The following is a 25677-nucleotide window of genomic DNA, read 5'->3' as shown; positions in this document are numbered from 1 at the left end:
CCACCCTACGGGGGCGGATCGAGGTGCCACGGAGGCTTGCGGTGACCGCTCCCGGCCGCTCTACTTCGGACATGCCCCTCTCCCAGGACCTCACCGCTCTCGCCGACGAGCGCTTCGTCTCGCTCACCACGTTCCGGAAGTCCGGGGACGCCGTCTCGACCCCGGTCTGGATCGCCCGCGACGGCGACGAGCTGATCGTCACCACTCCCCGCCGCAGCGGCAAGGTGAAGCGCCTCCGCAACGACGCGCGGGTGACCCTCGTCCCCTGCGACCGCCGCGGCCGCGTCTCTGACTACGCGGTGCCGGTCGAGGCCGCCGCGGAGATCGACGCCGACCCCGGCGAGGTCGATCGCCTGGGCCGCGTGTTCCTGGCGAAGTACCGGCTCGAGTACCGCGTGTTCCTCCTGATAGAGGGCCTGGTCACCCGCGCCGACCGCACCCGCGTGATGCTCCGCGTCTCCGACCGCTGACCCGGCACTGCCCTACACCCCCGGAGGCTCCCGCCGGAAGGCCTGGGGGCCGCCGGGCCCGAGGTCTACCGTGGGGCGATCGCCGGTGCCCCTGCGCGCTTCCCGCGCGCGCTCCGGCGGCAGTCAGAAGGAGCACGCAATGAGCATCGGAGCAGGGATCTTCCTCCTCGTCGTCGGCGCGGTCCTCGCCTTCGCGGTGGACGTGCAGGTGTCCGGGATCGACCTGAGGCTGGTCGGCTACATCCTCATGGCGGCCGGAGCGGTCGGCCTGATCCTCGGGCTGGTGCTGCTGACGCGCCGCCGCCAGGCCGTCTCGACCACGCGCTCGGCCGTCGACCCGGCCAGCGGCGAGCAGGTCACCCGCCGCTCGAGTGAGAGCGACGGCCCGCTGATCTGATCGGCGGAACGACGAAGGGCGGGACCTCGCGGTCCCGCCCTTCGTCGTTCATGGCCCTACTCGGCGGGCTCGTCCGGCTCGCCGCCGGAGACGGTGTCGGTGTCGCCGCCACCGGAGGAGGTGTCCGTCCCGGTGCCGTCGGGGAGGTCCTCGGTCTTCTCGGTGTCCTCACCCGTGGTGCGGTCGGTGCTCATGGCGCTCTCCCTTCGCGTCGGCGACCTGCCGACGCTCCCACTCTGCTCCGCCCGCGCCTCGCGGGGCAGGGGGTAGCGGAGGCGGAGGCCGGCGTGGAAGGCGCCTACTCCTCGACGACGATCGTGGTGATGACCGGGTTGCGGCGGTGGCGGCGGGTCAGCCAGCGGCCGAGGGTGCGCGTGATCAGCGCCTCCATGGCCTCGAGCTCGACCGGCTTGCCCGCGGCCTGCAGGACGGCGTCGTCGATCGCCTTGCTCGCGTTGGCCTTCCAGCCCGGCTCCTCGACGAAGCCGCGGGTGAAGAACTCGACCGGCTCGCCGAGCGTGCCGCGGTCGAGGTCGGCGATGGCGAGGACCGTGATGGCCCCCTCCTCGGCGAGGACGATGCGGTCGTTCATCGCGTCCTCGGTGGCGACGCCCATCGTGGTGCCGTCGACCAGGATCTGGTCGGCCGGGATGCGCCCGCTGATGCGCGAGCGGCCCTTCACCAGGTCGATCGAGACGCCGTCCTCGATGACGAAGACGTCCTTCTCGTCGATCCCGGTGCGCGTCGCGATCGCCGCGTTCGCGGTGAGGTGGCGCCACTCGCCGTGCACGGGGAGCACCGCGGTGGGGCGGAGGATGTTGTAGCAGTAGGCGAGCTCGCCCGCGCTGGCGTGACCCGAGACGTGCACCTTGGCGTTGCCCTTGTGCACGACGGTGGCGCCCCAGCGGGTGAAGGCGTTGATGATCCGGTAGATCGCGTTCTCGTTGCCGGGGATCAGCGAGCTGGCCAGCAGCACGGTGTCGCCGGGGCCGATGTCGATGATGTGGTCCTTGTTGGCCATGCGCGAGAGCGCCGCCATCGGCTCGCCCTGCGAACCGGTGCAGATCATCACGATCTCGGTCGCGGGGAGCTTCTCGAGCACCTTCATGTCGACGACGAGGCCGGCCGGGATCTTGAGGTAGCCCAGGTCGGCGGCGATGCCCATGTTGCGGACCATCGAGCGGCCGACGAAGGCGACCTTGCGGCCGTGGCGCTGCGCGGCGTCGAGGACCTGCTGGATGCGGTGCACGTGGCTCGCGAAGCTGGACACGACGATGCGGCGCGGCGCGGTGCGGAACACCTGGTCGATCGCGGGGGCGAGGTCGCCCTCCGAGATCGCGAAGCCGGGGACGTCGGCGTTCGTGGAGTCGACCAGGAACAGGTCGACTCCCTCGTCGCCGAGGCGCGCGAAGCCGGGGAGGTCGGTGGTGCGCCCGTCGAGCGGGAACTGGTCCATCTTGAAGTCGCCCGTGTGCAGCACGAGGCCGGCCTCGGTGCGGATCGCGACGGCGAGCCCGTCCGGGATGGAGTGGTTCACGGCGAGGAACTCGAGGTCGAAGACGCCGGCGTCGATCCGGTCGCCCTCCTTCACCGGGCGCGTGCGCGGCGTGATGCGGTGCTCCTGCAGCTTCGCGCTGATCAGCGCGAGGGTGAAGGTCGAGGCGATGATCGGGATGTCGCCGCGCTCCTTGAGGAGGTACGGCACGCCGCCGATGTGGTCCTCGTGGCCGTGGGTGAGGACGATGGCCTCGATGTCCTTCAGGCGCGAGCGGATCGCGGCGAAGTCGGGGAGGATCACGTCGATGCCGGGCTGGTTCTCCTCGGGGAAGAGGACGCCGCAGTCGACGATGAGCAGCTTGCCCTTGTGCTCGAAGACGGTCATGTTGCGGCCGATCTCGCCGAGGCCGCCGAGCGGGGTGATCCGCATGGCGCCCTTCTCGAGGGGCTTGGGCTTGGGGAGCTCGAGGTGGTGGCGAGCGGGCTTGGCGGTTCTGGCGTTTCTCATGCGGTTCTTCCGGGAGGGAGTGGCTGGACGCGGGCGCGCGGCGCAGGGTCCGACCGCGCGCCCGGTCGGGCCGCGGTGATGTGTCGCTCCGGCGCTGTGAGCGCTGTCGGGAGCGGGTGGAGGTGTGCGGGACGGGGCCGGGCGGGGCCGCTCTCAGCGGGCGGTGCCGTCCGTGCGGCGCGCTCTCGCGCACCGACCGTCCCGTACATCCTGCCAGCGTTCCCTGGGTCGCGGGTCCAGGAGGCGGGATCCGGGCCTCGCAGGCGCTCAGGCGCGCGCGTCCTCCGGGGTCTCGGCGGCCTCCTCCGCCGCGCGGAGCACGCGCAGGGTGTTGCGTCCGGCGAGGTCGAGCAGCTCCGCGTCGCTCCAGCCGCGGTCGGCCAGCTCGGCCAGCAGGCGCGGGTAGCCCGAGACGTCGCCGAGCCCCTCGGGCAGGTCGGCGACGCCGTCGAAGTCGCTGCCGAGGCCCACGTGCCGGGACCCGACGGCCTCGCGGGCGGCGTCGACGTGGTCGGCGACCTGCGCGACGGTGACGAGCGGCGCCGGATGCGCGCGGCGCCACTGCTCGAAGGCGGCGAGCGCGGCGGGCTCGGCCACCGGGAACGCGGCCCGGTTCGCCCGCGCGGCGTCCTCGGGCGCCTCGGCGGGGCGGGGGGCGCGGGGCCAGGGCATCGACGTGGTGATCCCGAGCCCGGCGCGGGCGGCGTCGGCCTCGGCCGACCAGTTCGCGAAGGCGCGCGAGACGAACTGCGCGACGAAGGCGATCTGCAGCACTCCTCCGTTCGCGGCGAGCGCCGCGAGAGCCCGGGCGGAGACGTTGCGCGGGTGCGCGGCGACGTCCGCGACTCCGGAGTGGGAGTAGAGGACGGGAGCGGAGGTGGCGGCGAGCGCGGCGAGCTGGGTGCGCTCGGAGGTGTGCGAGAGGTCGACGACGACGCCGAGCCGGTTCAGCTCGCGCACGACGGCCACCCCGTCCGCCGTGAGCCCGCCCTCGACCGGGGTGCCGGTCGCGGCCTCCGCCCAGTCGAGGGAGCTGTTGTGCGTGAGCGTCATCGTCCGCACGCCCAGCCGGGCGAGCATCCGCAGCACGCCGAGGGAGGAGGCGACGGAGTGGCCGCCCTCGATCCCGAGGAAGGAGGCGATCCGGCCGGAGGCGACCGCCTGCTCCGCCTCCCGCACCGTGGTCACGACGCGCAGGTCGCGCGGGTGGGCGGCGGCGAACCGGTACGCGGCGTCGATCTGCTCCAGCGTCGCGGCCACCGCGTCGCCCTCGCTCTGCAGCGCCGAGACGAAGACCGACCAGACCTGCGCCGAGACGCCTCCCGCGCGCAGCCGCGGCAGATCGGTGTGGAACTCCGGGCGGGGCCGGTCGAAGCCCTCGACGCGGTACCCCTCGTAGCGCCGCAGCCCGCAGAGCAGGTCGTTGTGCGTGTCGAGCAGCACCTCGCCCTCGAGGAGCCGGCGGAGGCGCTCGGCGCTCACGCGTCGTCGTCGGTGGGGATCGGCCCGACGCCGCGCCAGCGGGAGAACACCAGGGTCGTGTAGGTGTCGGCGACCACCGGATCGGAGGTGACGCAGTCGAGGACGAAGTCGCTCAGCTCGTCGGGGCTCGCGGCGACCACCTCGATCAGGTAGTCGTCCTCGCCCGCGACCAGCCACAGGTTCACCACCTGGGGCAGCTTCGACATCGCCTCGGCGAAGCGGGCGTTCTCGGCTCGGGAGTGCTCGCGCAGCTGGACGCGGAGGATCGCGCGGATGCCCTTGCCGAGCAGGCGCGCGTCGACCTCGGCGTGGAAGCCCGAGATGACTCCGCTCTCGATCAGCGCCCGCACCCGGGCCAGCGAGGAGGAGGGCGCGAGGCCGATCCGGTCGGCCAGCTCCTTGTTCGGGATGCGCCCGTCCTGCACCAGGACGTTGATGATCGCGCGGTCGACCTCGTCGAGCCGGACCGGCCTAATTATGTTCGGCAAGGGAGACACCTTTCGCGTGGGTGAGCCGCTTCTGTGCGGCCAGAGTAGGAATCGCTGTACAGGATACAGACCGTTTGCCTCAACGGGCATCGACGTGCAGACTTTCTGCGAGATCACCGAACGCATGCGCCAGTCCCCTCGATGACGCCGCACCCTCCCGACTCCCCCGAGTCTCCCGATGCACCACACACGAAGGGGTACCTCCTCCCATGAAACGGCTCCCGAAGCTCCTGATGGCGGCGGTCGCGATGACCGCGGCCGTCGGCCTGCTGTCCGCCTGCGGCACCGACTCGACGTCGTCGAGTCAGGCCGGCACGTCCTCCCACGTCCTCACCGTCGGCAAGCTGCTCCCCCTGCAGGCCGTCGATCCGCACAAGGTGAACGACGGCATGTCGAACGAGGTGCTCACCGCCGTCTTCGACGGCCTCTACACGCTCGACGCCGACGGCCAGATCGACCCGCTGATGGCGGAGAGCGTCGAGAAGTCCGACGACGGCCTGACCTACACCTTCACGATCCGCGACGCGTCGTGGAGCAACGGGACGCCGGTCACCGCGCAGGACTTCGAGTACTCGTGGAAGCGCCTGGTGAACCCGGCCACCGCGGCCCCGAACAGCAACGAGGCGGTCGCCGCCGGCATCAGGAACGCGAACGAGATCGTCAACGAGGGGATGGACTACACCCAGCTCGGCGTCACGGCGCTCGACGACAAGACCCTGCAGGTGCAGCTCGCCGCAGACGTGCCCTACTTCCAGGCGCTGCTGGTGCGGCCGGCGTTCCTCCCGGTGAACCAGGCCTACCTGGAGAGCGTGGGCGACACCTACGGCCAGACCCCCGAGACGACGATCTACAACGGGCCCTTCGTCTGGGACTCGTGGGACTTCGCGAACAACTTCTCGGTCGCCAAGAACGCCGACTACTGGAACGCCTCCGGCATCGACCTGGACGCGATCAAGTGGCAGGTCGTGAAGGACTCGCAGACCGCGGCGCTCCTCCAGGAGAGCGGCGACCTCGACTTCACCGAGATCTCCGGAAGCCTGATCGACCGCTACACCGACTCCCCCGAGCTGACCACGGCGCTCGAGGTGCACATGTGGTACTTCTACCCCAACCTCCAGAACCCGGCGCTCGCGAACGAGGACATCCGCACCGCGCTGGCCACCTCCTTCGACAAGGAGGCGCTCGCCGACGAGGTGCTGAAGAACGGCGCCCAGCCGGCCGACTACTTCGTCGGTCAGAACCTGGCGGTCGGACCCGACGGGAAGCAGTTCCGCGACACGGGCGGCAGCTACCTCGCCTACGACCTCGACGCGGCGCAGGCCGCCTGGACGAAGGGCCTCGCCGCCCTGGGCACCGACTCCGTGAGCCTCACGCTCTCGTACTGGGACGACGAGGCCTCGATAGCGCAGGCCGAGTACGTCGCCTCGCAGTGGGAGGCGAACCTGCCCGGCCTGAGCATCGAGCTCACCAGCCAGCCCAAGGCGACGGCGAACGAGCAGGCCACGGCCGGCGACTTCGACCTCTACCTCTTCCGCTGGGGCCCCGACTACAAGGATCCGATGGCGTTCCTGGAGCTGCTGTCCTCCACCTCCGCCCGCGACTTCGGCGGCTATGCGAACCCGGAGTACGACTCGATCATCGCCGCGGCCCGCACCGCCGACATGCTCTCCCAGCCGGAGGCGCGCTGGCAGAGCCTGCACGACGCGGAGGACATCCTGATGGGCGACGTGGCGGTGATCCCGACCGTGCAGAACGGCATCGCGATGCTGATCAACCCCGCCGTGCAGGGCATGGAGGTCCGCAACGTGAGCCTGACCTGGAACTACCGCCTCGTCACGAAGGACGACTGATGCGGACCACCCCCCGAGAGGAGACGGCACGATGACCGCGACGAGGACCCTGCGCGAGCTGATGGAGTCCGGGAGCGTCCTGGCCCCCTGCGTCTTCGACTGCTCCTCCGCCCGAGCGGTCGAGCTGGCCGGCTTCGAGGCGATGCTGCTGAGCGGATCGGAGGTGTCGATGTCGATGAAGGGCATCCCCGACCTCGGACTGCTCTCGCTGGAGGAGCTCCTCTGGGCGGTGGAGCGGATCGTCGACATGTCGCCGCTGCCGCTCGCGGTCGACATCGAGGACGGCTTCGGCGCGAGTCCCCTGCAGGTGTACGAGACCTGCAGGCGGGTGGCCAAGGCCGGCGCGATGGCGGTGCTGATGGAGGACGAGTTCGAGCCCGGCTACGCCCGGGACGTCTCGGCCGACAACATGATCCCCCGCGAGGAGTACTACGCGAAGGTGCGGGCCGCCGTCCGCGCCGTCGAGGGCACCGACTGCATGGTGATCGCGCGCAGCAACTACGGCAGCGCGAACCTGGAGGAGGGCATCCAGCGGATGATCGACTGCGTCGCCCTCGGAGCGCACGCGACGGTCGTGGTCAACGTCACGACCCTCGCGGACGCCGCCGAGGTGGCCCGCCGGGTGCCGGGGCTGAAGATGTTCGCCGACATCAACGCCAAGCGCGGCCTCGAGCAGATGTCGTTCGCGCAGCTGGCGGAGCTGGGCTTCCAGCTGGTCACGATGCACTTCACGATGAAGGCGTCCATGGCCGGGATGATCGAGGCCGGCCGGGCGAACCTCGCCGAGATGGGCAACACCTACTCGAACGAGCTGATGCCGGAGGAGTACCCGGGCCACAGCGGCATGGCGTTCTTCGCCGCGCAGGAGCTGCTCGACCTCGAGTCGGAGTTCTCGGGCCGCGTCCAGTCGTTCAACGACCCTCGGACCGTGCACGCGGCCCCGGCCGGCTGAGCGCGACCGCACCTCTGCAGGGCCGTCCGCCCGCGCCTCGAGCGCGGCGGGCGGCCCTTCGTCGTGCGCGGGGCGCGAGGGGCGCGGCGCCGAACATCGTTCGGCCGAGAGCCCTCACTGCCGCACGCAGCCGAATCCGCTTCGGCAGCAGCGTCGCATCGGCGCTTCTGTTCGGCTGACTTGCCGCTCGCCCACGTTCTATGCAGACTTAAGCCACTACCACCGAACGACCGAGGCTCCGAAGCCGGATCAACGAAAGAGACTCACTCCCATGACTGAACTGGCACAGACGAGCGGAACCGCCACGATCGGCTCCTCTCAGCCCGACTTCGTCGAGATCGACGGCTTCACGCTCACGATCGAGGACATCGCGCTCGTCGCCCGCGGGCTCTCGGACGGCACGTTCCCCGAGGTCGTCCTCAGCGACGAGGCCCGCCGGGTCACGAACGAGGCCCGCGCCTACGTCGACGAGCACTTCCTCGCCCCCGACGCCCCCGCCATCTACGGCATCAACACCGGGCTCGGCCGGCTGATGGACGTCCGCGTCCCCGCCGAGGACCAGGCCCGCTTCCAGCGCCTGGTCATCAACTCCCACTCCGCCGGAGTCGGCGAGCCGCTCCCCCTCGACGAGACCCGCGCGCTGCTGCTGCTGCGCACCAACGCGATCGCCAAGGGCATGTCGGGCGTGCGGATCGAGTGCATCGACCGCCTGATCGCGATGCTCAACGCCGACGTCCTCCCGGTCATCCCGGGCCAGGGCTCGGTCGGCGCCTCGGGCGACCTCGCCCCCCTCGCGCACATGGTCAGCGTGATGGTCGGCCACGAGAAGGCCGAGGCCTACCACCGCGGCGTGCGGATGCCCGCCGTCGAGGCCCTCACTGCGGCCGGACTCGCCACCGAGTTCGAGCTCAAGCCCAAGGACGTCCTCGCCCTGATCAACGGCTCCACCATCTCGCTCGCCACCGCCTGCCTCGCCCTGCACGACGCGTGGAGCCTCACCCGCCAGGCGGACGTGGCCCTCTCGCTCTCGCTCGAGGCGATCCGCGGCGAGCTCGACGCGTTCGACGAGCGCATCCACCTCGCCCGCAACGCCCCCGGCCAGGTCGACGTGGCCGCGAACGTCCGCGCCCTCACCGCGGGCAGCGAGCGCACCGTCGAGGAGGCGCGCCGCCTCCGCCTCCCGGACGAGCAGCGCGTCGGCGGCGTCTACAAGCCGCGCGTGCAGGACGCCTACTCGCTGCGCTGCGCGCCGCAGGTGCACGGCACGACCCGCGAGTCGCTCCTGTTCGCGCAGACGCTGCTGGTGCGCGAGGCCAACGCCGCGACCGACAACCCGCTGGTGCTCCCGGACGGCGAGGGCGGCTACGACGTCCTCTCCGGCGGCAACTTCCACGGCGAGCCGATCGGCGTCGCGGCCGACCTCATCGCGATCGCGGTCGCCGAGATCGGCGCCATCTCGGAGCGCCGCTCGTTCCGCCTCACCGACCCCAACCTCAGCTACGGCCTGCCGCTCAACCTCGTCGGCGGCCAGCTCGGCCTCAACACGGGCTTCTCGATCGTGCACTGCGCGGCGGCCGCCATCGCCTCCGAGAACAAGGTGCTGTGCTTCCCCTCCGTCGTCGACTCGATCCCGACGAAGGCGAACCAGGAGGACCACGTCTCGATGTGCACCTTCTCCTCGCGGAAGGCGCGCAGCATCATCCACAACACGCAGGTGATCCTCGGAGTGGAGTTCATCCTCGCCACCCAGGGCATCGACCTCGCGTCGCCGCACCTGGAGGACCGGGCACTCGGCGAGGGCAGCACGGCCGCCTACGAGGCGGTCCGCTCGATCGTGCCGATGACCCGCGAGGACATCTACCAGTCGGAGCAGATGATCAACGCGCAGGCGATGGTCGTGCTCGGCACCGTCCTCACCGCCGTCGAGGCGCGCATCGGAGCCGTGCGGTGACCGCGGGCGGGACGGTCGTCCACGGCCGCGTCGTCACGCCGGGCGCCGTGATCGAGGACGGGGCGGTGGTCGTCGAGGACGGCCGCATCGCCGCCGTGCTCGGCGGACGCGAAGCGGCGCGCGCCCTCGCGGAGGCCTCGGTCGTGATCGGCGGCGCGGGGATGCTCGTCCTGCCCGGCGCGGTCGACGCGCACGTCCACGCCTTCTCGGAGCCGGCCGAGACGTTCACCGCCGCGACCTCGGCCGCCGCCGCGGGCGGGGTGACCACGATCCTCGACATGCCCTACGACGCGGGCAGCCCGGTGAACACGGCCGCCGCCGTCGTCGCCAAGCGCGAGCGCCTCGAGCGCGAGGCCGTCGTCGACGTCGCCCTGCACGGCACGGTCCGCCCCGGGGACGGCGCGCGGGACGTGGCCGGGATGATCGACGAGGGCGTCTGCGGATTCAAGGTCTCGCTGTTCGAGACCGACCCGATCCGCTTCCCCCGCATCCCCTCCGACCAGCTGCTCGAGGCCTTCGCGATCATGGCTGAGCGCGGCGTCCGCGTCGGCGTGCACGCGGAGGACGGCGAGATCATCGGCGCGCTCGTCGCGGCGGCGAGGGCCGCGGGCCGCACCGCCCCCCTCGACCACGTCCGCAGCCGCCCGCCCGTGTCCGAGACCTCCTCGGTGGCGCTCGGGCTCGAGCTCGCCTCGGCGGCCGGTGTGCCCTTCCACATCTTCCACGCGAGCCTCCCCGGCACCGTCGAGCTCGTGACGGCGAGCGCCGCCCGCGGGCTCGACGCGACGCTGGAGACCTGCCCGCACTACCTCGTCCTCACCGAGGACGACATGGAGCGGCTCGGCGCCCTCGGCAAGATCAACCCGCCGCTGCGCACCGCCGAGCACGCCCGCGGGATGTGGGAGGCGCTCGCCGACGGCCGGATCGGCCTGGTGACCTCCGACCACGCGCCGTGGCCGCTGGCGAAGAAGAGCGCCGACGTGATCTTCGACAACGCCTCCGGAGCGCCCGGCGTGCAGACCCTGCTGCCGATCGTGATCGGCGCCGGCTACCTCGGCGGCCGCCTCTCGCTGCTGCGCGCCGCCGAGGTCCTCGCGACGAACCCCGCCCGCGCGTTCGGCCTCGGGCACCGCAAGGGCGCGATCGAGGCGGGCCTGGACGCGGACTTCGCCGTCGTCGACCCGTCCGGCACGACCGTGATCGACGACACCCCGATGCTCTCGACCGCCACCTGGAGCCCCTACGCCGGGATGTCCTTCCCCGGCCGCCTCGAGACCACCGTCGTCCGCGGCACCCCCGTCTTCAGCCGGGCCGAGGGCCTGCTCGCGGAGCCGGGCGACGGACGCTTCGTCGCGAGGGCCGCCTGATGGGCGAGCAGTCCCTCCGCGCCTTCGTCGACGCGCTGCCCGCCGACGAGCTCGTCACCGTCGAGCGCACCGTCGACGCCCGCTTCGAGCTGGCGAGCGTGCTCGCGCTGCTGGACCGCGGCCCGGCCGTGCGCCTGACCTCGGTCGCCGGCTCGGCCCACCCGGTCGTCGGCAACGTGCTCTCCAGCCGCGAGCGGATCGCCCGCGCCGTCGGCTGCCGGGTCGACGAGCTGCTCGACCGGCTCACCGCCGCGGTCGCCGACCGCACCCCGGTGCGCGTGGTCGAGGACGCTCCGGTGCAGGCCGTGCGCCTGCCCGCCGCGTCCGTGTGGGAGGAGGTCGTCGCTCCGGTCTGGTTCGAGAAGGACTCCGGCGGCTACCTCACCGCCGGGCTCATCGTGGCGTTCGACCCGGTGACCGGGCACCGCAACGCCTCCTACGCGCGGATCAAGCCGCTCGACGCGACCACCGGCTTCGTCGGGATCGCGCCCAACCACCACCTCACCGCGCTCTCGCGCTCGGCCGCGGCAGTCGGCGGGCTCCCCGTCGCCGTGGTCCTCGGCGCGCACCCGGCCGTGCAGCTCGCCGCCTGCTGCTACCTCGCCCTGGGCGACGACGAGCTGGAGCACGCCGCGCACCTGCTCGGCGAGGAGGTGCGGGTCGCGCGGGCCACGACGAGCGACGTGCTCGTCCCCGCCGACGCGGAGATCGTGATCGAGGGGATCCTGCACGCCGACCGGCCGGTGCACGAGGGCCTCGTGAACGAGTACCACGGCATGTACGAGGACTACGGCGACGGGATCACCCTCGAGGTCACCGCCGTGACCCGCCGCGAGTCCCCCGAGGTCCAGGTGATCCTGCCCGGCCTGTCCTCGGAGCACAGCTACATCGCGGCGCTGCCCATCGCCGCCGGCATCCGGCACGCGCTGCGCAACGTCGGCTGCGACATCGTCGACGTGGCGGTCACGCACTCCGGCGGCGGCCGGGTCGACGTGGTGGTCGCGATCGCGAACGGCCGTCCGGGCACCGCCAAGCGCGTGATGTTCGGCGCGTTCGCGGCCGTCAGCATGGTCAAGCAGGTCACCGTCGTCGACTCCGACGTGGACGCCTGGGACATGGAGCACGTGCACTGGGCCCGGACGAGCCGGATGCGGTGGGACCGCGACCTGATGCTGGTCGACGGGGTCGCCACCGACCGCAACGTGCCGATGCAGGTCGGCGGCACCGTGACGAAGGTCGGGATGGACGCGACCCGCAAGAAGGGCGACCGCGCCCTCGGCGCCGAGCTGGCCGTCCCGCCCGGGGACGTCCTCCGCCGCGTGCGCGACGCCCTCGTCGCCGACGGAGTCGCCCTCCGCCCCGCCGTCGTCGTGCACGGCTCCCTGGCCGACGACGGGGAGGACCTGCGATGACCCCCGACGTGCGCTTCCCCGACGCCGGCCGGCTGGCCCTCGACCTCGACGAGATCGCCGGCCTCGTCGACTCCTCGCGCCCCGGCTGGAGCCGCGTGGCGATGACCGAGGTCGACACCGACTCCCGCCACTGGGTCGCCGAGCGGATGCGCTCCGCGGGCCTGGAGGTCCGGATCGACGGGATCGGCAACGTGATCGGCACCCTCGCCGGCACGGGAGCCGCCCGCCGCGCGATCGTGATCGGCTCGCACACGGACACGGTGGACGGCGGCGGGCGCTACGACGGCGTCGTCGGCGTGCTGGGCGCGATCGAGGTGGCGCGCCTGCTGCAGGAGTCGGGGATCCGGCTCCACCACGACCTGCGCGTCGTCGACTTCTACAACGAGGAGGCCAACCGCTTCGAGCTCTCCTGCCTGGGCAGCCGCGCGCTGGCCGGCTCCCTCACGGGCGAGCACCTCTCGGCGACCGACGACACCGGGCGCACCCTCGGCGCCGCCCTCGAAGCCGCCGGCTGGTCCGACCCGCTCTCGGGCACCCGCTGGAGCCCCGACGAGGTGCTCGGCTTCCTCGAGCTCCACATCGAGCAGGGCCCGGTCCTCGAGCGCGAGGGGCTGCCGCTCGGAGTCGTCACCTCGATCGCGGGCATCTCGCGGTTCCGCACCCTCTTCTCGGGCCGCCGCGACCACGCGGGCACCATGCCGATGGCGCTGCGGCACGACGCCGGCTGCGCCGCGGCCGGAGTGGTCCTCGCGGTCGAGCGCATCGCCTCCCGGGCCGCGGAGGCGGTCGGCACCGTCGGCTCCGTCACCTTCACCCCGGAGGCGACCAGCGTCGTCACCGAGAGCGCCCTGGTCACCGCGGAGTTCCGCAGCCCCGACCCCGGCTGGTTCACCCTCGCCCGCGAGCAGATCGCGGAGGCCGCGGCCTCCGAGGCGGCGGCGCGCGGCCTCGGCCACGAGGTGACCTGGCTGCCCTGGGAGCGCCCGACGGCCATCGACCCCCGCCTCGCGGACGGCATCGGCCGCTCCATCGAGCGCCTCGGCCACCCCGCCGCCCGCCTCTACAGCGGAGCCGGGCACGACGGGGTGCAGATGGCGAGACTGGGACCCATCGGCATGATCTTCATCCCCTCGCAGGACGGCCGCAGCCACTGCCCGGAGGAGTACACCGGGATCACGGACATCGCGGTGGGCGTGCACGCGCTCGCGCAGTCCGTGCTCACCCTCGACAAGGAAGGCCTCGCATGAACCGCACCCGCCAGGAGCCCCCCGGCCGCGTGATCGTCGCCATCACCGGCGCCTCCGGAGTCGGGATCGGGGTCCGCATCCTCGAGCTGCTGCGGATGGATCCGGGGCTGCGCAGCGACGTCATCGTCTCGAAGGCGGGCGCGATGACGCTCGACCAGGAGTGCGGCCTCACCCAGAAGCAGGTGGAGGCGCTCGCCGACACGGCCCACCGGCCCGCGCACATCGGCGCCTCCATCGCGTCGGGGTCCACACCCGCCACGGCGATGGTGATCGCGCCCTGCACGATCAAGACCCTGAGCGGCATCGCCTACGGCCTCGCCGACAACCTGATCACGCGGGCGGCCGACGTCTGCCTGAAGGAGGGCGTGCCGACGCTCCTGATGGTGCGGGAGTCGCCGCTGCACCGCGGCCACCTCGCCGCGATGGACGCGGTGGCCCGCTCGGGCGGCATCATCGCGCCGCCGGTCCCCGCCTTCTACACGCGGCCCGCCTCGGTGGAGGAGATCATCGACTCCCTCGCCCGCCGCGCCCTGGTGCGCGTGGGGCTGACCCAGTTCCACGCCCGCTCCTGGGCCGGCATCCCCGAGGACGGCGAGCGCGCCGTGCTCGCCGAGGGGTCGAGCCGGTGACGAAGTACGTCGCCACCCGGCTGCTCACCTCGGTCTTCACGATCGTCGCGATCGCGATCGTGATGTTCGCGCTGCTGCAGCTGCTCCCCGGCTCGCCCTTCAACAGCGAGAAGCTCGACGCGGTGCAGAAGGCGCTCCTCACGCAGAAGTACGGGCTCGACGAGCCGGTGCTGCTGCGGCTGGGCACCTACCTGGTGAACCTCGCCCGCGGCGACTTCGGCATCTCGTACAACCTCATCCCGGACTTCCCCGTCTCGGAGATGCTCGGCAGCCGGCTGCCCGTCACGATCCGCATCGGCCTGCAGGCCCTCGTCCTCGGCGTGGTGCTGGGCCTGCTGATCGGCATCGTCTCGGCGATCCGCCCGCGCGGCTGGTTCGACAACCTCTCGACGTTCGTCTCGGTGATCGCCTTCAGCGTCCCGTCGTTCGTCATCGCGCTGCTGCTGGTCTACTTCGTCGGCTTCGAGTGGAAGCTGCTGCCGATCCGGTACTCCGAGTCGGACCCCTTCACCTCGAGCGTGCTGCCGACGATCTCGCTCGCCGCCTACGTGATGGCGGTGACCGCCCGCTACGCCCGCTCCGAGATGCTCGACTGCCTCGAGAGCGACTACATCCTCCTGGCGAAGGCGAAGGGCATCGGCCCCTCCAAGGTGATCGGCCGGCACGCTCTGCGCAACACCCTGGTCTCGATCATCACGGTGCTCTCGCCGCTGCTGATCGGCCTGATCACCGGCTCCGTCGTCATCGAGCAGATCTTCGGAGCGCCGGGCCTGGGCCAGCTGCTGCTCACGGCGATCCAGAACGTCGACTACAACATCGTCATCGCGATCAGCCTCGTCTACAGCATCATCTACATCCTCGTGATGCTGCTCGTCGACGTGCTCTACGGACTGATCGACCCCCGCATCCGACTGGCAGGACAGGCAGCATGAGCGACCGCGTCTCCCCCACGGCCGGCCTCGACGCCGGCGTCCCGCCCGAGGGCCTGCGCCTCGTCTCGCCGGGCAATCGGCCCGCCGGGCCGCCGACCACCTCCACCCGCATCATCCGCGGCGGCGGCCGCGACATCGCCCGGCGCTTCCGCGGCAACTGGCCGGCGATGGTCGGCCTGGTGCTGCTGGTGATCATCGTCGTGCTGAGCCTGGCGGTCCCCTTCTTCCCCGCAGCCGGAGGAGGAGCGGACGTCGGCTCGCGCTTCCTCCCGCCGCGCGTGCCGCTGCTCGAGGGCCTCGGGATCCTCGACGGCACCCGCGACGGCCAGGACGCGTACGCCGCGGCGGGCCTGCCGCCCGGCACCTACTTCCTCTTCGGCACCGACGAGCTGGGCCGCGACGTGTGGTCACGGGTCTGGAGCGGCACCCGCGTCTCGCTCCTGATCGCCGTGATCGCCTTCGCGATCGACGTGGTCATCGGCATGACCTACGGCCTGGTCTCGGGCTACTTCGGCGGTCGCACCGACTCGGCGATGCAGCGCGTGGTCGAGGTGCTCTCCGGCATCCCGCAGCTGGTGATCGTGACGCTCTTCGTGGTCGCCGTCGGGCCGGGCATCGGCGCCATCGTCTTCGGCCTCCTGCTGAGCAACTGGCTCGCGATGAGCCGCGTCAGCCGCGCGCAGGCGCTGCGCCAGAAGACGGAGGAGTACGTGCTCGCCTCGCGCACCCTCGGAGCGCGGGACAGCCGGATCGTGTTCGTCGAGATCCTCCCGAACATCATCGGCCCGATCGTGACGATGAGCATGTTCTCGATCCCGTCGGCGATCTTCACCGAGTCGTACCTGTCGTTCGTGGGCCTGGGCGTCCAGGCGCCGATGGCCTCGCTCGGCTCGCTCGTCAGCGTCGGCTACAAGTCGTTCCTCTCCTATCCGTTCCTCGTGATCGTCCCCGTGGTCGTGCTGGGCCTGCTCATGGTGGCGTTCACGCTCGTCGCCGACGGGTTGAAAGAGGCCACCGATCCGCGACTGTCCCACTCGAGAGGCCACTGACATGACCGAGAGAAGCACGGGCACGACCCGTCAGGACACGGCCGGACCGGAGCGCGGCAGGGTCCTCCTGTCGGTGCGCGATCTGGCGATCTCGTTCGACAACGAGGGCGGCAGCGTCGAGGCGATCCGCGGACTGGGCTTCGACCTGCACGAGGGCGAGGTGGTCGCGATCGTCGGCGAGTCCGGCAGCGGCAAGTCGGTGACGGCGCGCGCGATCCTCGGCCTGATGGCCCGCAACCAGCGGATCACCGCGGGCAGCATCGAGTTCTCGCACCGGAGCGACGACGGCACGGTGACCACGAAGGACATCGCGGCGATGCCCGAGTCGGCGATCCGCCGCGAGATCTGCGGGCGCCGCATCGCGATGGTGTTCCAGGACGCCCTGACCTGCCTCGACCCGACGATGTCGGTCGGCAAGCAGGTGATGGAGGGGATCCAGGAGCACTTCGGGCTCGGCCGTCGCGAGGCGCGCGCCCGTGCCGTGGAGCTGCTCGGCGAGGTCGGCATCGACGATCCGGAGCGGCGGTTCAAGCAGTACCCCCACCAGCTCTCCGGAGGCATGTGCCAGCGGGTCAACATCGCCATCGCGCTGTCGTGCAACCCGGACGTGCTGATCTGCGACGAGCCGACGACCGCGCTCGACGTGACGATCCAGCTGCGGATCCTCGAGCTGCTGAAGCGCCTGCAGGCGGACCGCGGGCTCTCGGTGATCTTCATCACCCACGACCTCGGCGTCGTCGCGACCGTCGCCGACCACGTCAGCGTGATGTACGCCGGACGGATCATCGAGCAGGGCACCGCCGAGCAGGTCTTCTACGACCCGCGGCACCCCTACACCTGGGGCCTGCTCTCCGCGATGCCGGACCTGACCACCGACTCCCCCGAGCTGTTCGCCATCCCCGGCAGCCCGGCGAGCCTGGTGAACCGCGCGCCGGGCGACCCCTTCGCTCCGAGGAACCCGTTCGCGCTCGAGATCGACTTCGTCGAGGAGCCGCCCCTCTTCGACGTGGGCGGCGGACACCGGGTCGCCTCGTGGCTCTGCCACCCCTCCGCTCCCCCGGTCGAGATGCCGGCGCCGCTGCGCGCCAAGATCGACGCCATGCTCGCCCCCAGTGAAGGACCGACCCCGTGACCGCACTCGCTCCGACGCCCGACTCCGCGCCCGCCCTGCTCTCGGTGCGCGGCCTCACCCAGGTGTTCCGGCTGGGCCGGCGGCACCACGTGACCGCGATCGGCGGCGTCGACTTCGAGATCCGGCGCGGCGAGACCTTCGGGCTGGTCGGCGAGTCCGGCAGCGGCAAGTCCACGATCGGCCGCTCGATCATCCGGCTGATCGACCCGACCGACGGCCAGGTCGTGCTCGCGGGCCGCACGATCAGCGGCCGGCTCGACGCCGCCCAGCGTGACCACCTGCGCTCCAGCATCCAGATGATCTTCCAGAACCCGATGTCGAGCCTCAATCCGCGCAAGACCGTCTTCGACATCGTCGCGCAGGGACTCACCACCCAGCGCCGGTACTCCTCGGCGGCCGAGCGCGACGAGAAGGTCTACGCGATCCTCGAGAAGGTCGGCCTCGACCGCTCGCACGCCGACCGCTACCCGCACCAGTTCTCGGGCGGCCAGCGGCAGCGCATCGGCATCGCCCGAGCGCTCGTGATGCAGCCCGACCTCGTGATCGCGGACGAGTGCGTCTCGGCGCTCGACGTCTCGATCCAGGCGCAGGTCGTGAACCTGATGCGCGCGCTCCAGGAGGAGCTCGGCACCGCGTACCTCTTCATCGCCCACGACCTCGCGATGGTGAAGTACATCTCCGACCGGATCGGCGTCATGCACAAGGGCCACCTGGTCGAGACGGGCACGACCGCCGAGATCTTCTCCGGGCCCGTGCACCCCTACACCCGCTCGCTGCTGCGCGCAGTGCTCTCGGCGGACCCGCGCGCGATGCGCCGCCGCGCCCCCTCCGAGCCGTACGACCCGGTCGCGCTCGGGATCGACTACTCGGCCGGGAGCGTCCACGAGCTCTCGCCGACCCACCGCGTCCTGGCGACCCCGGAGGAGCTGGCGGCCTGGCGCGCGTGACGGCCGCCCGGCGTCAGGACTCGTCGGCCTCGAACCGCAGGGGCCGGTCGGCCACCGGCAGCCCGGAGCCGCGCACGGCGGCCTCGATCGCGGCGTGCCCGCCGTCGGGCGCGACGATCCGCAGGCCGTCCTCGGTCGCCCAGTAGGCGGTGACGCCGTGCTCCCCGACGAGGGTCGTGAGCAGCGCGGCAATCCGCTCCTGCTCGCCGGGACCGACGGTGATCGCGGCCCACGGGCCGGAGATCTCGACCGGGGCGCCCCGCTCCGCGCCCGCAGCGTCCCGCAGGTCCTCCGCCGCCCGGACGATCGGGAGCAGCGCGGGCAGCCCGCCGGAGACGTCCTCGAAGGAGTCGAGGGCGAAGGCCCCCTCGCGGAGCGACGCGTGCAGCTCCAGGCCGCGGCCGAGGCCGTCGATCCGCTCGAGCAGGCCCGACGCGTCGACAGCGGGAGCGGGGCACGCGCCGATCGGCTCCTCCGCGCCCGCGAAGGAGAGGGCGTTCCCGCCGGCGGACGTCGCCCGGAACGACCACAGCACCGGATCCGCGTACTCGGTCGCGCAGGCCGTCGCGAGGGCGTCGGCGAGCGCCGGCTCCTCGACCGCGACCCCGACCCACGAGGTCGGCGGGCCGAACGCCGGCGCCTCGACCCAGCGCTCGGCGCCGTCGAGGAAGACTCCGGGCACCGCGGCGACCTCGCTCGTCAGACGGTCGAAGCCGGCGTCGGGCCGTGCGAACGGCGTCTCGTCGATCGTCCAGACGAGGAGCGTCAGCCCGCCGGCGGCGAGGGCCGCGGCGAGGACGCCGGCGACGGGGAGGAGGAGGCGACGGGACACGCCCCCATCCTCGCTCCCCTCCTCCGCGGCGTCACGTGGACATCGGGCGAACGGACGGTGCGCCGGCGTCGACGGCTCCCGCCTCGATCGAGCGCATCATCCAGGTGTTCACGGGCGACGGGTGGACCGAGTCGACCCGGACGCCGGTGCCCGCGACCTCGAGGGCCGCGCTCCTGGTGAGCCCGGCGACCCCGCGCTTCGAGGCGACGGAGGGGCTGAGGCCCGGGGCGCCGTCGAGCCCGGCGACGGAGGAGGTGGTGATCACGCTGCCCCGCCCCTGCTCGATCATCCGCGGCAGCACGGGGCGGCGGCGGTGCCGGCCCGCTCCCAGCACGCTGGGCGGCGGCCGACCGCCTGCCACGGGGGTCGACCTCCGCGGGGGTCAGGGGTTACCGGCGCAGTCCCGAGACGAGCGCGAGGAGCCCGTCCATCGACTCGACGACGAGGGGCGGGAGGTCGCCGCGCTCGGCGACGAAGGCGATCGGGGTGGTCGCGACGACGTGCCCGGCGAGCTCGCCGTCGACGTGCACGACCAGGAGGCCCGCCCCCTCGGCCTCGGGGGTGCCGACCACGACCTCCCGCTCGCCGAGGAAGCCGGTCCGCGGATCCTTCCGGGCCGTGCGGATCCACGCGGGCAGCGGCTCCTCGGCGACGTACCTCGAGAGCGCGTCCTCGAGCGACGGGCAGGTCACGTCCTCCTGCGGCAGGCCGAGGCGGTGCGCCTCGAAGCCGCCCTCGACCGGCGTGATGAAGCCGAGCACGGCCTCCGGCTCCCGCGGGTCCGCGGTGCGGGCGCGGACCCGCCAGCCGTCGTCGCCGACCGGGTCGAGCTCCACGTCGTCGACGGTCGCGGGCAGTGCTGTGCGGATCACGGGTGGTCCTTCCTCGAGGGACCGTCCAGTCCACCGGACGGCGGAGGGCGCGTCACCGGGGTTGACGACGGTCGCACCAGCCGCATCGAGCACGCCCGCTCCGGACGCGTCCGACTGCTCCCGCTCCGGCACAAGGCCCAGCGCGCGGGCCTCCGTCTCCGCTTGACTGGGGGCGACGCGCCGACCCTCGGCGCACCCGGGAGGCGACATGGCGAACCACCGTTTCGAGCTGCGGTCCGGCCGCGGGATGGGCGTCTCGGCGGCGGGCGATCCCGTCGCCGACCGGCTGGTGGTGTTCTGCCACCCCACTCCCGGAGCGGGCGGCTTCGACCCCGACCCGACCGTCACCGGCCCGTGGGGCCTGCACCTGCTGATCCTCGACCGCCCCGGCTACGGCGCCTCGGACCCGGTCGACGCCGCTCACGGCCGCGTCGAGGACCGCGCGGACGACCTCGCCGAGTACCTGCGCCGCTCCGAGCGCACCGCCCGCATGGTCGAGGGCGCCCGCTTCGGCAGCGTCGGCGTGGTCGGCTGGGGCTCCGGCGGCGCGTTCGCGCTCTCGCTCGCGGCCCGGCACCCCGACCTCGTGGACCGCCTCGCGCTGGTCGGCACCCCCGCGCCCCCGCAGGCCGGCGTGATCGTGCACCCCACCAGCGCGTGGGAGCGGCGCGAGACCCTCCGCGGGGAGGACGCCGACGCGATCGCCGCCGCCCTCCCGCAGACGCAGCCGGGCCTGGACGCGCTCGGGATCGACTCCGACGACCCGGTGCTCGCCACCCACGGCGGACTGCGCAACCGGCTGGAGCGGATGCTCTCCGAGGGCTGGCGGCAGGGCCCGAGCGGCGCCGCGACCGACCTCGCGGCGCTCCGCGACGGCTCCTGGGCCGACGACCTCGACCGGGTGACCGCCGAGACGCTCCTGGTCCACGGCGACGCGGACCCGGTGGCGAGCGCCGAGGACGGCCGCTGGTACCGCGGCCGCCTCGCGCGGGCGCGCACCGTGACGGTCGACGGAGCCGGCCGGCTGGCGCTCGTGCGCGAGTGGCGCCGGATCCTCGACCACGTCGCTCCGCTCGAGCGCGGGGCGGAGGGCCGATGAGCGGCCTGGGCGCGGGCCCGCTCGTGCTCGTGTCGGCGATGGCGGTCTCGGGAGTCGTCCACCTGGTGCACCCGCGGACCTTCGACGCGGTGGTCCCGCGAGGGATGCCCGGCTCGGCGCGCGGATGGGTCCTCGTCTCGGGAGCGGCGGAGCTGGTCTGCGCGGCCGCGACGCTGCACCCGCGGACCCGCGCGGCCGGCGGTCTCGCCTCCGCCGCCCTGATGGCCGCCGTCCTCCCCGGCAACGTGCAGATGGCGCGGGACGCCCGTCGGCCTCGGACCCGGGTGATCACGCTGCTGCGCCTCCCGCTCCAGATCCCGCTCGTGCTCTGGGGTCTTCAGGCGGCACGCAGCCGCTGACGCAAGCCCGCGCGGGCGCGGATCGCCCGCTGCTACCGTCCAGGCATGACCGACCAGAGCGCGGACGACCGCCACGACCAGCTGACCAGCGCCCCGAAGGCGACGGAGGCCGACGCGGCCCCCCGCATCGAGGTCTCGACCACCGAGGCCGGCGACACCCGCATCGACATCCGCGAGGACGCCGCCGTGCGACCGGGCCGTGTCGACGAGAACGGCGACGAGCTCGACGAGAGCCGCGACGATGCCTGAGCGCCGCCGTGCCGCGCTCGTCTACAACCCCGTCAAGGTCGACCTGGAGTTGGTGAAGGCCGCGGTGAAGCGCGCCGAGGAGGCCGCCGGCTGGGAGGAGACGCTCTGGTACGAGACCTCCGTCGAGGACCCCGGGGCCGGTCAGACGAAGGAGGCCCTCGCCGCGGGCGCCGACGTCGTGATCGCGGCCGGCGGCGACGGGACGGTCCGCGTCGTGGCGGAGGCCCTCCGAGGCTCCGACGCCTCGCTCGCGCTGCTGCCCTCCGGCACCGGCAACCTGCTCGCCCGCAACCTGAACCTCACGCTCGACGACATCGACAACTCCCTGACCGTCGCGTTCTCCGGACAGGACCGGGCGATCGACGTCGGGATGATCGACATCGAGACCTCCACGGGCCGCGACCGCCACGCCTACGTCGTGATGGCGGGCCTCGGGATCGACGCGAAGATGCTCGCCAACACCGACGACGACCTCAAGAAGCGCGCCGGCTGGCTCGCCTACGTGGACGCGCTGCGGAAGGCCCTGCTCGACAAGAACCAGCTCGAGTTCCGCTACCGCCTCGACGGCTCGAAGACCCGCAAGGTGCGCGCGCACACGATCATCGTGGGCAACTGCGGCGCCCTGCCGGCGAACATCCTCCTGCTGCCGGACGCGGCCGTCGACGACGGCGAGTTCGACATCGTCCTGCTGCGCCCCGAGGGCTTCTTCGGCTGGGTGCAGATCATCTTCAAGGTGGTGTGGGAGAACGGCGTGCTCCGCCGCAGCGGCATCGTCGGCAAGAAGCTGATGGGCCTGACCAAGGAGGTGTCGGCCCTGCGGTACGTGAAGGGCCGCGACCTCACGGTCCGCCTCGAGCACGCGCAGGAGATCGAGCTCGACGGCGACCCGTTCGGCTCGACCTCGGCGTTCCGCACCTGGATCGAGCCCGGTGGGCTGACGGTGCGCGTCCCGGCGTAGCGCCGGCGGCGGCCGGGCGGATCCGCCCGGTCCGCCTCCCGCCGGGAGAGAGGATCGTCATCCCTCCCGGCGGAGGCGTCTGCTCCGAGCAGGGCGGTGCAGTGCGGCTTCGGGTACCGCACCCCATGCACCTGCATGAACACGGCGACTGTAGTGCGGAATCCGTCGCCGCCGCAACGATCCACGCGGCCCCGGCGGCTCGAATGGGTAATTCCACCGTGCGATGCCCCGCGGCCACGACGGATTCCGCAGCCGACTCGCCCCGGCAGGAACGTGATCGCCCGTCCGTCGATCGGCGGGGCTTCTCCTCGGCACGGTGCCGACACGCGCACGAAACGCCCGCCCGCTAGCGTGCGGACATGACATTCCGTGCGTCAGCCGCGCTCTGCGCGCTCGTGGCCTCCTCCCTCCTCCTCGCACCCGCCGCCATCGCCTCCCCCGCCGCCCGCGCGGGAGCCGTCGACGGGGGCACCAGCGCCGGCGATCCCTACTTCCCCGGCCTCGGCAGCAGCGGCTTCGACGCCCTCACCTACAGCCTCGTCCTGAAGTACGATCCGGCGACCCGGGCCCTCAGCGGCAGGGCTGTGGTCACCCTCGCGCCCCAGAAGGACCTGCGCTCGCTCTCCTTCGACCTGACCGGCCTCACCGTCTCGAAGGTCACCGTCAACGCCGGGGGCGCCCGGTTCTCCCAGTCGGGGGACGAGCTGACCGTCACGCCCGCCCGGACCCTCCGGAAGGGCCTGCCCGCGCTGGTGAGCATCGACTACGCCGGGACCACCGGGAACCCCGTCGACGGCACCGGGGTCCCCTTCGGCTGGTGGTCGACGGACGACGGCGCCCTGGTCGCCAGCGAGCCGGACGGCGCCTCGACCTGGTACCCCGTCAACGACTCGCCCGCCGACAAGGCGCGCTACACCTTCAGCATCACGGTCCCGGAGGGTCGGACGGTGGTCGCGAACGGCCTGCCGGTCGGCTCCCCCACCACGTCGAAGGGGTGGACGACCTCCCGCTGGGTCGAGACCAGCCCGATGGCGAGCTACCTCGCCATGGTGAACATCGGCGACTACGACCTGGTCCGCTCCACCCAGGGCGGCGTGACGACCATCGACGCGATCGACCGGGACATCACCGGCGACACCCGCGCCCGCACCGAGGCGGCCCTCGCGAAGCAGGGCGCGATCATCGACTACTTCTCCTCCGTCTTCGGCCCGTACCCGTTCCGCTCGGCCGGAGCCGTGGTCGACGACGAGCGGATCGGCTACGCCCTCGAGACCCAGGGCCGCTCGTTCTACTCCGGCGGCGCGGACGAGTCGACCGTCGCGCACGAGACCGCGCACCAGTGGTACGGCGACAGCGTCACGCCGGAGACCTGGTCCGACATCTGGCTGAACGAGGGCTTCGCGACCTACGCCGAGTGGCTCTGGGAGGAGCACACCGGCGGCGCGAGCGTCACCGAGTCCGCCGCCCGGGTCGCCGCCGCTCCCGCCGGCGACCCGTTCTGGTCGACCGCCGTCGCCGACCCCGGAGCCGCGGGCCTCTTCGACGCGCCCGTCTACGCCCGCGGCGGCCTGACCCTCGTCGCCCTCCGCGACCGGATCGGCGCGGACGCGTTCGGCGTGCTGCTGAAGCGCTGGGCCTCCGAGAACCGCTACTCGAACGCGACGACCGCCGACTTCCAGGCCCTGGCCGAGAACGTCTCCGGCTCCGACCTGGCGGACTTCTTCGACGCCTGGCTGCGCACGCCGGAGAAGCCCGCCGGTCTCTGACCCCCGGATCGCCGCGGCGCGGCCGGGGTGTCAAGGAGGGACGGCAGGTCGGCCCGAGCCGATACCGTCCCTCCATGGGCTTCTTCGACCGCAACGACTCCTCGACCAGCGCCGCCGCGCCGCAGCCGAGCGCACCTGATCCGCAGCGGCGGGTCTGGAGCGACGGCCTCGGCCGGTTCGCCACCCGCTGCCTCCAGGTGGTCATCGTCCTCCTGCTGGCCTCGGTGCTCGTCTTCGCGATGACGCAGCTCACGCTGGTGCTCATCCCCGTGATGATCGCGCTCATCCTCGCCGCGGCGATCCACCCGGTCCTGGCGTGGATGCGGCGCAAGGGCGTGCCGTCGATCCTCGCGACCTGGCTGGCGCTGATCGGGCTGCTCGCGATCCTCGGCGCGGTCGGCTGGCTGATCACGGTCGCGGTCCGCAACCAGTGGGACGAGCTGGTCAGCAGCGCCTCCGACGGCATCACCTCGCTGCAGGACTACGTGCAGCACCTGCCGTTCCAGATCACCGACGAGCAGATCGAGTCCGCCCGCCAGTCGGTCGTCGACTTCCTCACCTCCAGCTCGTTCGGCAACGGCGCGCTCGCGGGCGTCTCCGCAGCGGCGAACTTCATCACCGGCCTCGTGCTGATGATCGTGGTGCTCTTCTTCTTCATGAAGGACGGCCCGAAGATCTGGGAGTTCCTCCTGCGCCCCTTCACCGGCTCGGGCTACGAGCGCGCCAAGCGCGTCGGGCACAAGACGGTCGACGTGCTGGGCGGCTACGTCCGCGGAACGGCGACCGTCGCGGCGGTCGACGCGATCGGCATCGGCGTCGCGCTGGCGATCATCCAGGTGCCCCTGGCGATCCCGCTGGCCGTCATCGTCTTCCTCACCGCGTTCATCCCGATCGTCGGAGCCACGGCCGCCGGCATCCTCGCCGCTCTCGTCGCCCTGGTCGCCAACGGCCCGGTCGCCGCGCTGATCGTGATCCTGGTCGTCATCGGGGTCAACCAGCTCGAGGGCAACTTCCTCCAGCCGGTCGTGATGGCGCGCTCGCTGAAGCTGCACCCGCTGATCGTCCTCATCGCCCTGACCGTCGGCACCGTCCTCGCCGGCATCGTCGGCGCCGTGCTGGCCGTGCCGATCGCGGCCGTCGTCTGGGGCATCGTCTCGATCTGGAACGGGCCCTCCGACCCCGCCGAGCCCGCGCGGCAGAAGCGCGCCGAGACGGTCTAGGCCCCCGGGACC

The 25677-nt window shown here is 72.4% G+C and carries 26 protein-coding genes; 19 read left to right on the top strand and 7 right to left on the bottom strand.

Going from position 1 to position 25677, the window contains the following annotated elements; all coding sequences use genetic code 11:
* Window positions 1-71: 71 nt before the first annotated feature.
* Window positions 72-470: a PPOX class F420-dependent oxidoreductase gene (locus C5D50_RS06800; protein ID WP_104222923.1), complete on the top strand. Its 399-nt coding sequence runs from the start codon at window positions 72-74 to the stop codon at window positions 468-470.
* A gap of 139 nt (window positions 471-609) precedes the next feature.
* Entirely contained in the window at window positions 610-867 is a 258-nt protein-coding gene (locus C5D50_RS06795) for a DUF6458 family protein (protein ID WP_104262774.1), read from the top strand.
* Between the two features lie 56 nt (window positions 868-923).
* Here the strand turns inward: C5D50_RS06795 and C5D50_RS16560 are convergent, their stop codons facing one another.
* The 4 genes from C5D50_RS16560 to C5D50_RS06780 form a co-directional block, all read right to left on the bottom strand.
* On the bottom strand, window positions 924-1061 hold the full coding sequence (locus C5D50_RS16560) for a hypothetical protein (RefSeq protein ID WP_159940924.1): 138 nt from the start codon (window positions 1059-1061) through the stop codon (window positions 924-926).
* 104 nt (window positions 1062-1165) lie between these two features.
* Entirely contained in the window at window positions 1166-2872 is a 1707-nt protein-coding gene (locus tag C5D50_RS06790; protein ID WP_104222925.1) for a ribonuclease J, read from the bottom strand.
* Between the two features lie 267 nt (window positions 2873-3139).
* Window positions 3140-4354, bottom strand: a complete 1215-nt coding sequence (locus C5D50_RS06785; RefSeq protein WP_104288971.1) for a dipeptidase — start codon at window positions 4352-4354, stop codon at window positions 3140-3142.
* Window positions 4351-4851: an Lrp/AsnC family transcriptional regulator gene (locus C5D50_RS06780; RefSeq protein ID WP_104238816.1), complete on the bottom strand. Its 501-nt coding sequence runs from the start codon at window positions 4849-4851 to the stop codon at window positions 4351-4353. The genes C5D50_RS06785 and C5D50_RS06780 overlap by 4 nt, the downstream gene beginning before the upstream one ends.
* Before the next feature lie 200 nt (window positions 4852-5051).
* On the opposite strand from C5D50_RS06780, the gene C5D50_RS06775 reads away from it, so the two are divergent.
* The 11 genes from C5D50_RS06775 (at window position 5052) to C5D50_RS06725 (ending at window position 18310) form a co-directional block, all read left to right on the top strand.
* A complete protein-coding gene (locus C5D50_RS06775) occupies window positions 5052-6692 on the top strand; it encodes a peptide ABC transporter substrate-binding protein (protein WP_104284020.1) in 1641 nt (546 codons plus the stop codon).
* A gap of 31 nt (window positions 6693-6723) precedes the next feature.
* A complete protein-coding gene (locus tag C5D50_RS06770; RefSeq protein WP_104284021.1) occupies window positions 6724-7644 on the top strand; it encodes an oxaloacetate decarboxylase in 921 nt (306 codons plus the stop codon).
* 271 nt (window positions 7645-7915) lie between these two features.
* Window positions 7916-9595 carry a histidine ammonia-lyase gene (gene hutH, locus C5D50_RS06765; protein WP_104238813.1) on the top strand — a complete coding sequence of 560 codons (1680 nt, stop codon included), beginning with the start codon at window positions 7916-7918 and terminating at the stop codon, window positions 9593-9595.
* Complete coding sequence (locus tag C5D50_RS06760; RefSeq protein WP_104284022.1) at window positions 9592-10962, top strand: dihydroorotase family protein; 1371 nt, start codon at window positions 9592-9594, stop codon at window positions 10960-10962. The genes hutH and C5D50_RS06760 overlap by 4 nt, the downstream gene beginning before the upstream one ends.
* A complete protein-coding gene (locus C5D50_RS06755) occupies window positions 10962-12374 on the top strand; it encodes a UbiD family decarboxylase (RefSeq protein WP_104284023.1) in 1413 nt (470 codons plus the stop codon). Before C5D50_RS06760 ends, C5D50_RS06755 begins: the two co-directional genes overlap by 1 nt.
* Window positions 12371-13621 (top strand): M20 family metallo-hydrolase, encoded by a 1251-nt coding sequence (locus C5D50_RS06750; protein ID WP_104288970.1) that lies wholly within the window; start codon window positions 12371-12373, stop codon window positions 13619-13621. The genes C5D50_RS06755 and C5D50_RS06750 overlap by 4 nt, the downstream gene beginning before the upstream one ends.
* Complete coding sequence (locus C5D50_RS06745; protein ID WP_104238809.1) at window positions 13618-14250, top strand: UbiX family flavin prenyltransferase; 633 nt, start codon at window positions 13618-13620, stop codon at window positions 14248-14250. The genes C5D50_RS06750 and C5D50_RS06745 overlap by 4 nt, the downstream gene beginning before the upstream one ends.
* Window positions 14247-15182 carry an ABC transporter permease gene (locus C5D50_RS06740; protein WP_104238808.1) on the top strand — a complete coding sequence of 312 codons (936 nt, stop codon included), beginning with the start codon at window positions 14247-14249 and terminating at the stop codon, window positions 15180-15182. The genes C5D50_RS06745 and C5D50_RS06740 overlap by 4 nt, the downstream gene beginning before the upstream one ends.
* On the top strand, window positions 15179-16231 hold the full coding sequence (locus tag C5D50_RS06735) for an ABC transporter permease (RefSeq protein WP_104283119.1): 1053 nt from the start codon (window positions 15179-15181) through the stop codon (window positions 16229-16231). The genes C5D50_RS06740 and C5D50_RS06735 overlap by 4 nt, the downstream gene beginning before the upstream one ends.
* Before the next feature lies 1 nt (window position 16232).
* On the top strand, window positions 16233-17363 hold the full coding sequence (locus tag C5D50_RS06730) for an ABC transporter ATP-binding protein (RefSeq protein WP_104283118.1): 1131 nt from the start codon (window positions 16233-16235) through the stop codon (window positions 17361-17363).
* Window positions 17360-18310 (top strand): ABC transporter ATP-binding protein, encoded by a 951-nt coding sequence (locus C5D50_RS06725; protein WP_104249941.1) that lies wholly within the window; start codon window positions 17360-17362, stop codon window positions 18308-18310. Before C5D50_RS06730 ends, C5D50_RS06725 begins: the two co-directional genes overlap by 4 nt.
* Before the next feature lie 13 nt (window positions 18311-18323).
* Here C5D50_RS06725 and C5D50_RS06720 read toward each other — a convergent pair whose 3' ends face one another.
* From C5D50_RS06720 to C5D50_RS06710, 3 genes are read right to left on the bottom strand one after another with little or no spacing between them, the layout of a single operon-like run.
* Complete coding sequence (locus tag C5D50_RS06720; RefSeq protein ID WP_104283117.1) at window positions 18324-19142, bottom strand: hypothetical protein; 819 nt, start codon at window positions 19140-19142, stop codon at window positions 18324-18326.
* A gap of 31 nt (window positions 19143-19173) precedes the next feature.
* Window positions 19174-19503, bottom strand: a complete 330-nt coding sequence (locus C5D50_RS06715) for an SDR family NAD(P)-dependent oxidoreductase (protein ID WP_219814702.1) — start codon at window positions 19501-19503, stop codon at window positions 19174-19176.
* Window positions 19504-19531: 28 nt separating this feature from the next.
* The gene (locus tag C5D50_RS06710; protein ID WP_104283116.1) at window positions 19532-20014 is read right to left on the bottom strand and encodes a hypothetical protein; all 483 of its coding nucleotides are present in this window, start codon (window positions 20012-20014) and stop codon (window positions 19532-19534) included.
* Window positions 20015-20222: 208 nt separating this feature from the next.
* On the opposite strand from C5D50_RS06710, the gene C5D50_RS06705 reads away from it, so the two are divergent.
* From C5D50_RS06705 to C5D50_RS06680, 6 genes are all read left to right on the top strand, one after another.
* Window positions 20223-21113: an alpha/beta fold hydrolase gene (locus C5D50_RS06705; RefSeq protein WP_104261538.1), complete on the top strand. Its 891-nt coding sequence runs from the start codon at window positions 20223-20225 to the stop codon at window positions 21111-21113.
* Window positions 21110-21472, top strand: coding sequence for a hypothetical protein (locus C5D50_RS06700; RefSeq protein ID WP_181068405.1), 363 nt, complete (start codon window positions 21110-21112; stop codon window positions 21470-21472). The genes C5D50_RS06705 and C5D50_RS06700 overlap by 4 nt, the downstream gene beginning before the upstream one ends.
* Before the next feature lie 45 nt (window positions 21473-21517).
* Window positions 21518-21721, top strand: a complete 204-nt coding sequence (locus C5D50_RS06695) for a multidrug transporter (RefSeq protein WP_104222930.1) — start codon at window positions 21518-21520, stop codon at window positions 21719-21721.
* Complete coding sequence (locus C5D50_RS06690) at window positions 21714-22679, top strand: diacylglycerol kinase family protein (protein WP_104283114.1); 966 nt, start codon at window positions 21714-21716, stop codon at window positions 22677-22679. Before C5D50_RS06695 ends, C5D50_RS06690 begins: the two co-directional genes overlap by 8 nt.
* A gap of 359 nt (window positions 22680-23038) precedes the next feature.
* Complete coding sequence (locus tag C5D50_RS16335) at window positions 23039-24445, top strand: M1 family metallopeptidase (protein WP_146086897.1); 1407 nt, start codon at window positions 23039-23041, stop codon at window positions 24443-24445.
* A 74-nt stretch (window positions 24446-24519) separates the two neighbouring features.
* Window positions 24520-25665: an AI-2E family transporter gene (locus tag C5D50_RS06680; RefSeq protein WP_104226105.1), complete on the top strand. Its 1146-nt coding sequence runs from the start codon at window positions 24520-24522 to the stop codon at window positions 25663-25665.
* Window positions 25666-25677: the final 12 nt, after the last annotated feature.

Source organism: Rathayibacter sp. RFBD1 (genome assembly GCF_002932915.1).
Classification (GTDB): domain Bacteria; phylum Actinomycetota; class Actinomycetes; order Actinomycetales; family Microbacteriaceae; genus Rathayibacter.
This window is presented reverse-complemented; position numbering and strand designations above follow the sequence as displayed.

Coding starts and splice junctions, on each gene's coding strand:
- C5D50_RS16335 (WP_146086897.1), top strand. CDS start 23,039: ATGACATTCCGTGCGTCAGCCGCGCTCTGCGCGCTCGTGGCCTCCTCC.
- C5D50_RS06695 (WP_104222930.1), top strand. CDS start 21,518: ATGACCGACCAGAGCGCGGACGACCGCCACGACCAGCTGACCAGCGCC.
- hutH (WP_104238813.1), top strand. CDS start 7,916: ATGACTGAACTGGCACAGACGAGCGGAACCGCCACGATCGGCTCCTCT.
- C5D50_RS06770 (WP_104284021.1), top strand. CDS start 6,724: ATGACCGCGACGAGGACCCTGCGCGAGCTGATGGAGTCCGGGAGCGTC.
- C5D50_RS06750 (WP_104288970.1), top strand. CDS start 12,371: ATGACCCCCGACGTGCGCTTCCCCGACGCCGGCCGGCTGGCCCTCGAC.
- C5D50_RS06775 (WP_104284020.1), top strand. CDS start 5,052: ATGAAACGGCTCCCGAAGCTCCTGATGGCGGCGGTCGCGATGACCGCG.
- C5D50_RS06800 (WP_104222923.1), top strand. CDS start 72: ATGCCCCTCTCCCAGGACCTCACCGCTCTCGCCGACGAGCGCTTCGTC.
- C5D50_RS06745 (WP_104238809.1), top strand. CDS start 13,618: ATGAACCGCACCCGCCAGGAGCCCCCCGGCCGCGTGATCGTCGCCATC.
- C5D50_RS06690 (WP_104283114.1), top strand. CDS start 21,714: ATGCCTGAGCGCCGCCGTGCCGCGCTCGTCTACAACCCCGTCAAGGTC.
- C5D50_RS16560 (WP_159940924.1), bottom strand. CDS start 1,061: ATGAGCACCGACCGCACCACGGGTGAGGACACCGAGAAGACCGAGGAC.
- C5D50_RS06795 (WP_104262774.1), top strand. CDS start 610: ATGAGCATCGGAGCAGGGATCTTCCTCCTCGTCGTCGGCGCGGTCCTC.
- C5D50_RS06755 (WP_104284023.1), top strand. CDS start 10,962: ATGGGCGAGCAGTCCCTCCGCGCCTTCGTCGACGCGCTGCCCGCCGAC.
- C5D50_RS06680 (WP_104226105.1), top strand. CDS start 24,520: ATGGGCTTCTTCGACCGCAACGACTCCTCGACCAGCGCCGCCGCGCCG.
- C5D50_RS06700 (WP_181068405.1), top strand. CDS start 21,110: ATGAGCGGCCTGGGCGCGGGCCCGCTCGTGCTCGTGTCGGCGATGGCG.
- C5D50_RS06735 (WP_104283119.1), top strand. CDS start 15,179: ATGAGCGACCGCGTCTCCCCCACGGCCGGCCTCGACGCCGGCGTCCCG.
- C5D50_RS06790 (WP_104222925.1), bottom strand. CDS start 2,872: ATGAGAAACGCCAGAACCGCCAAGCCCGCTCGCCACCACCTCGAGCTC.
- C5D50_RS06705 (WP_104261538.1), top strand. CDS start 20,223: ATGGCGAACCACCGTTTCGAGCTGCGGTCCGGCCGCGGGATGGGCGTC.
- C5D50_RS06730 (WP_104283118.1), top strand. CDS start 16,233: ATGACCGAGAGAAGCACGGGCACGACCCGTCAGGACACGGCCGGACCG.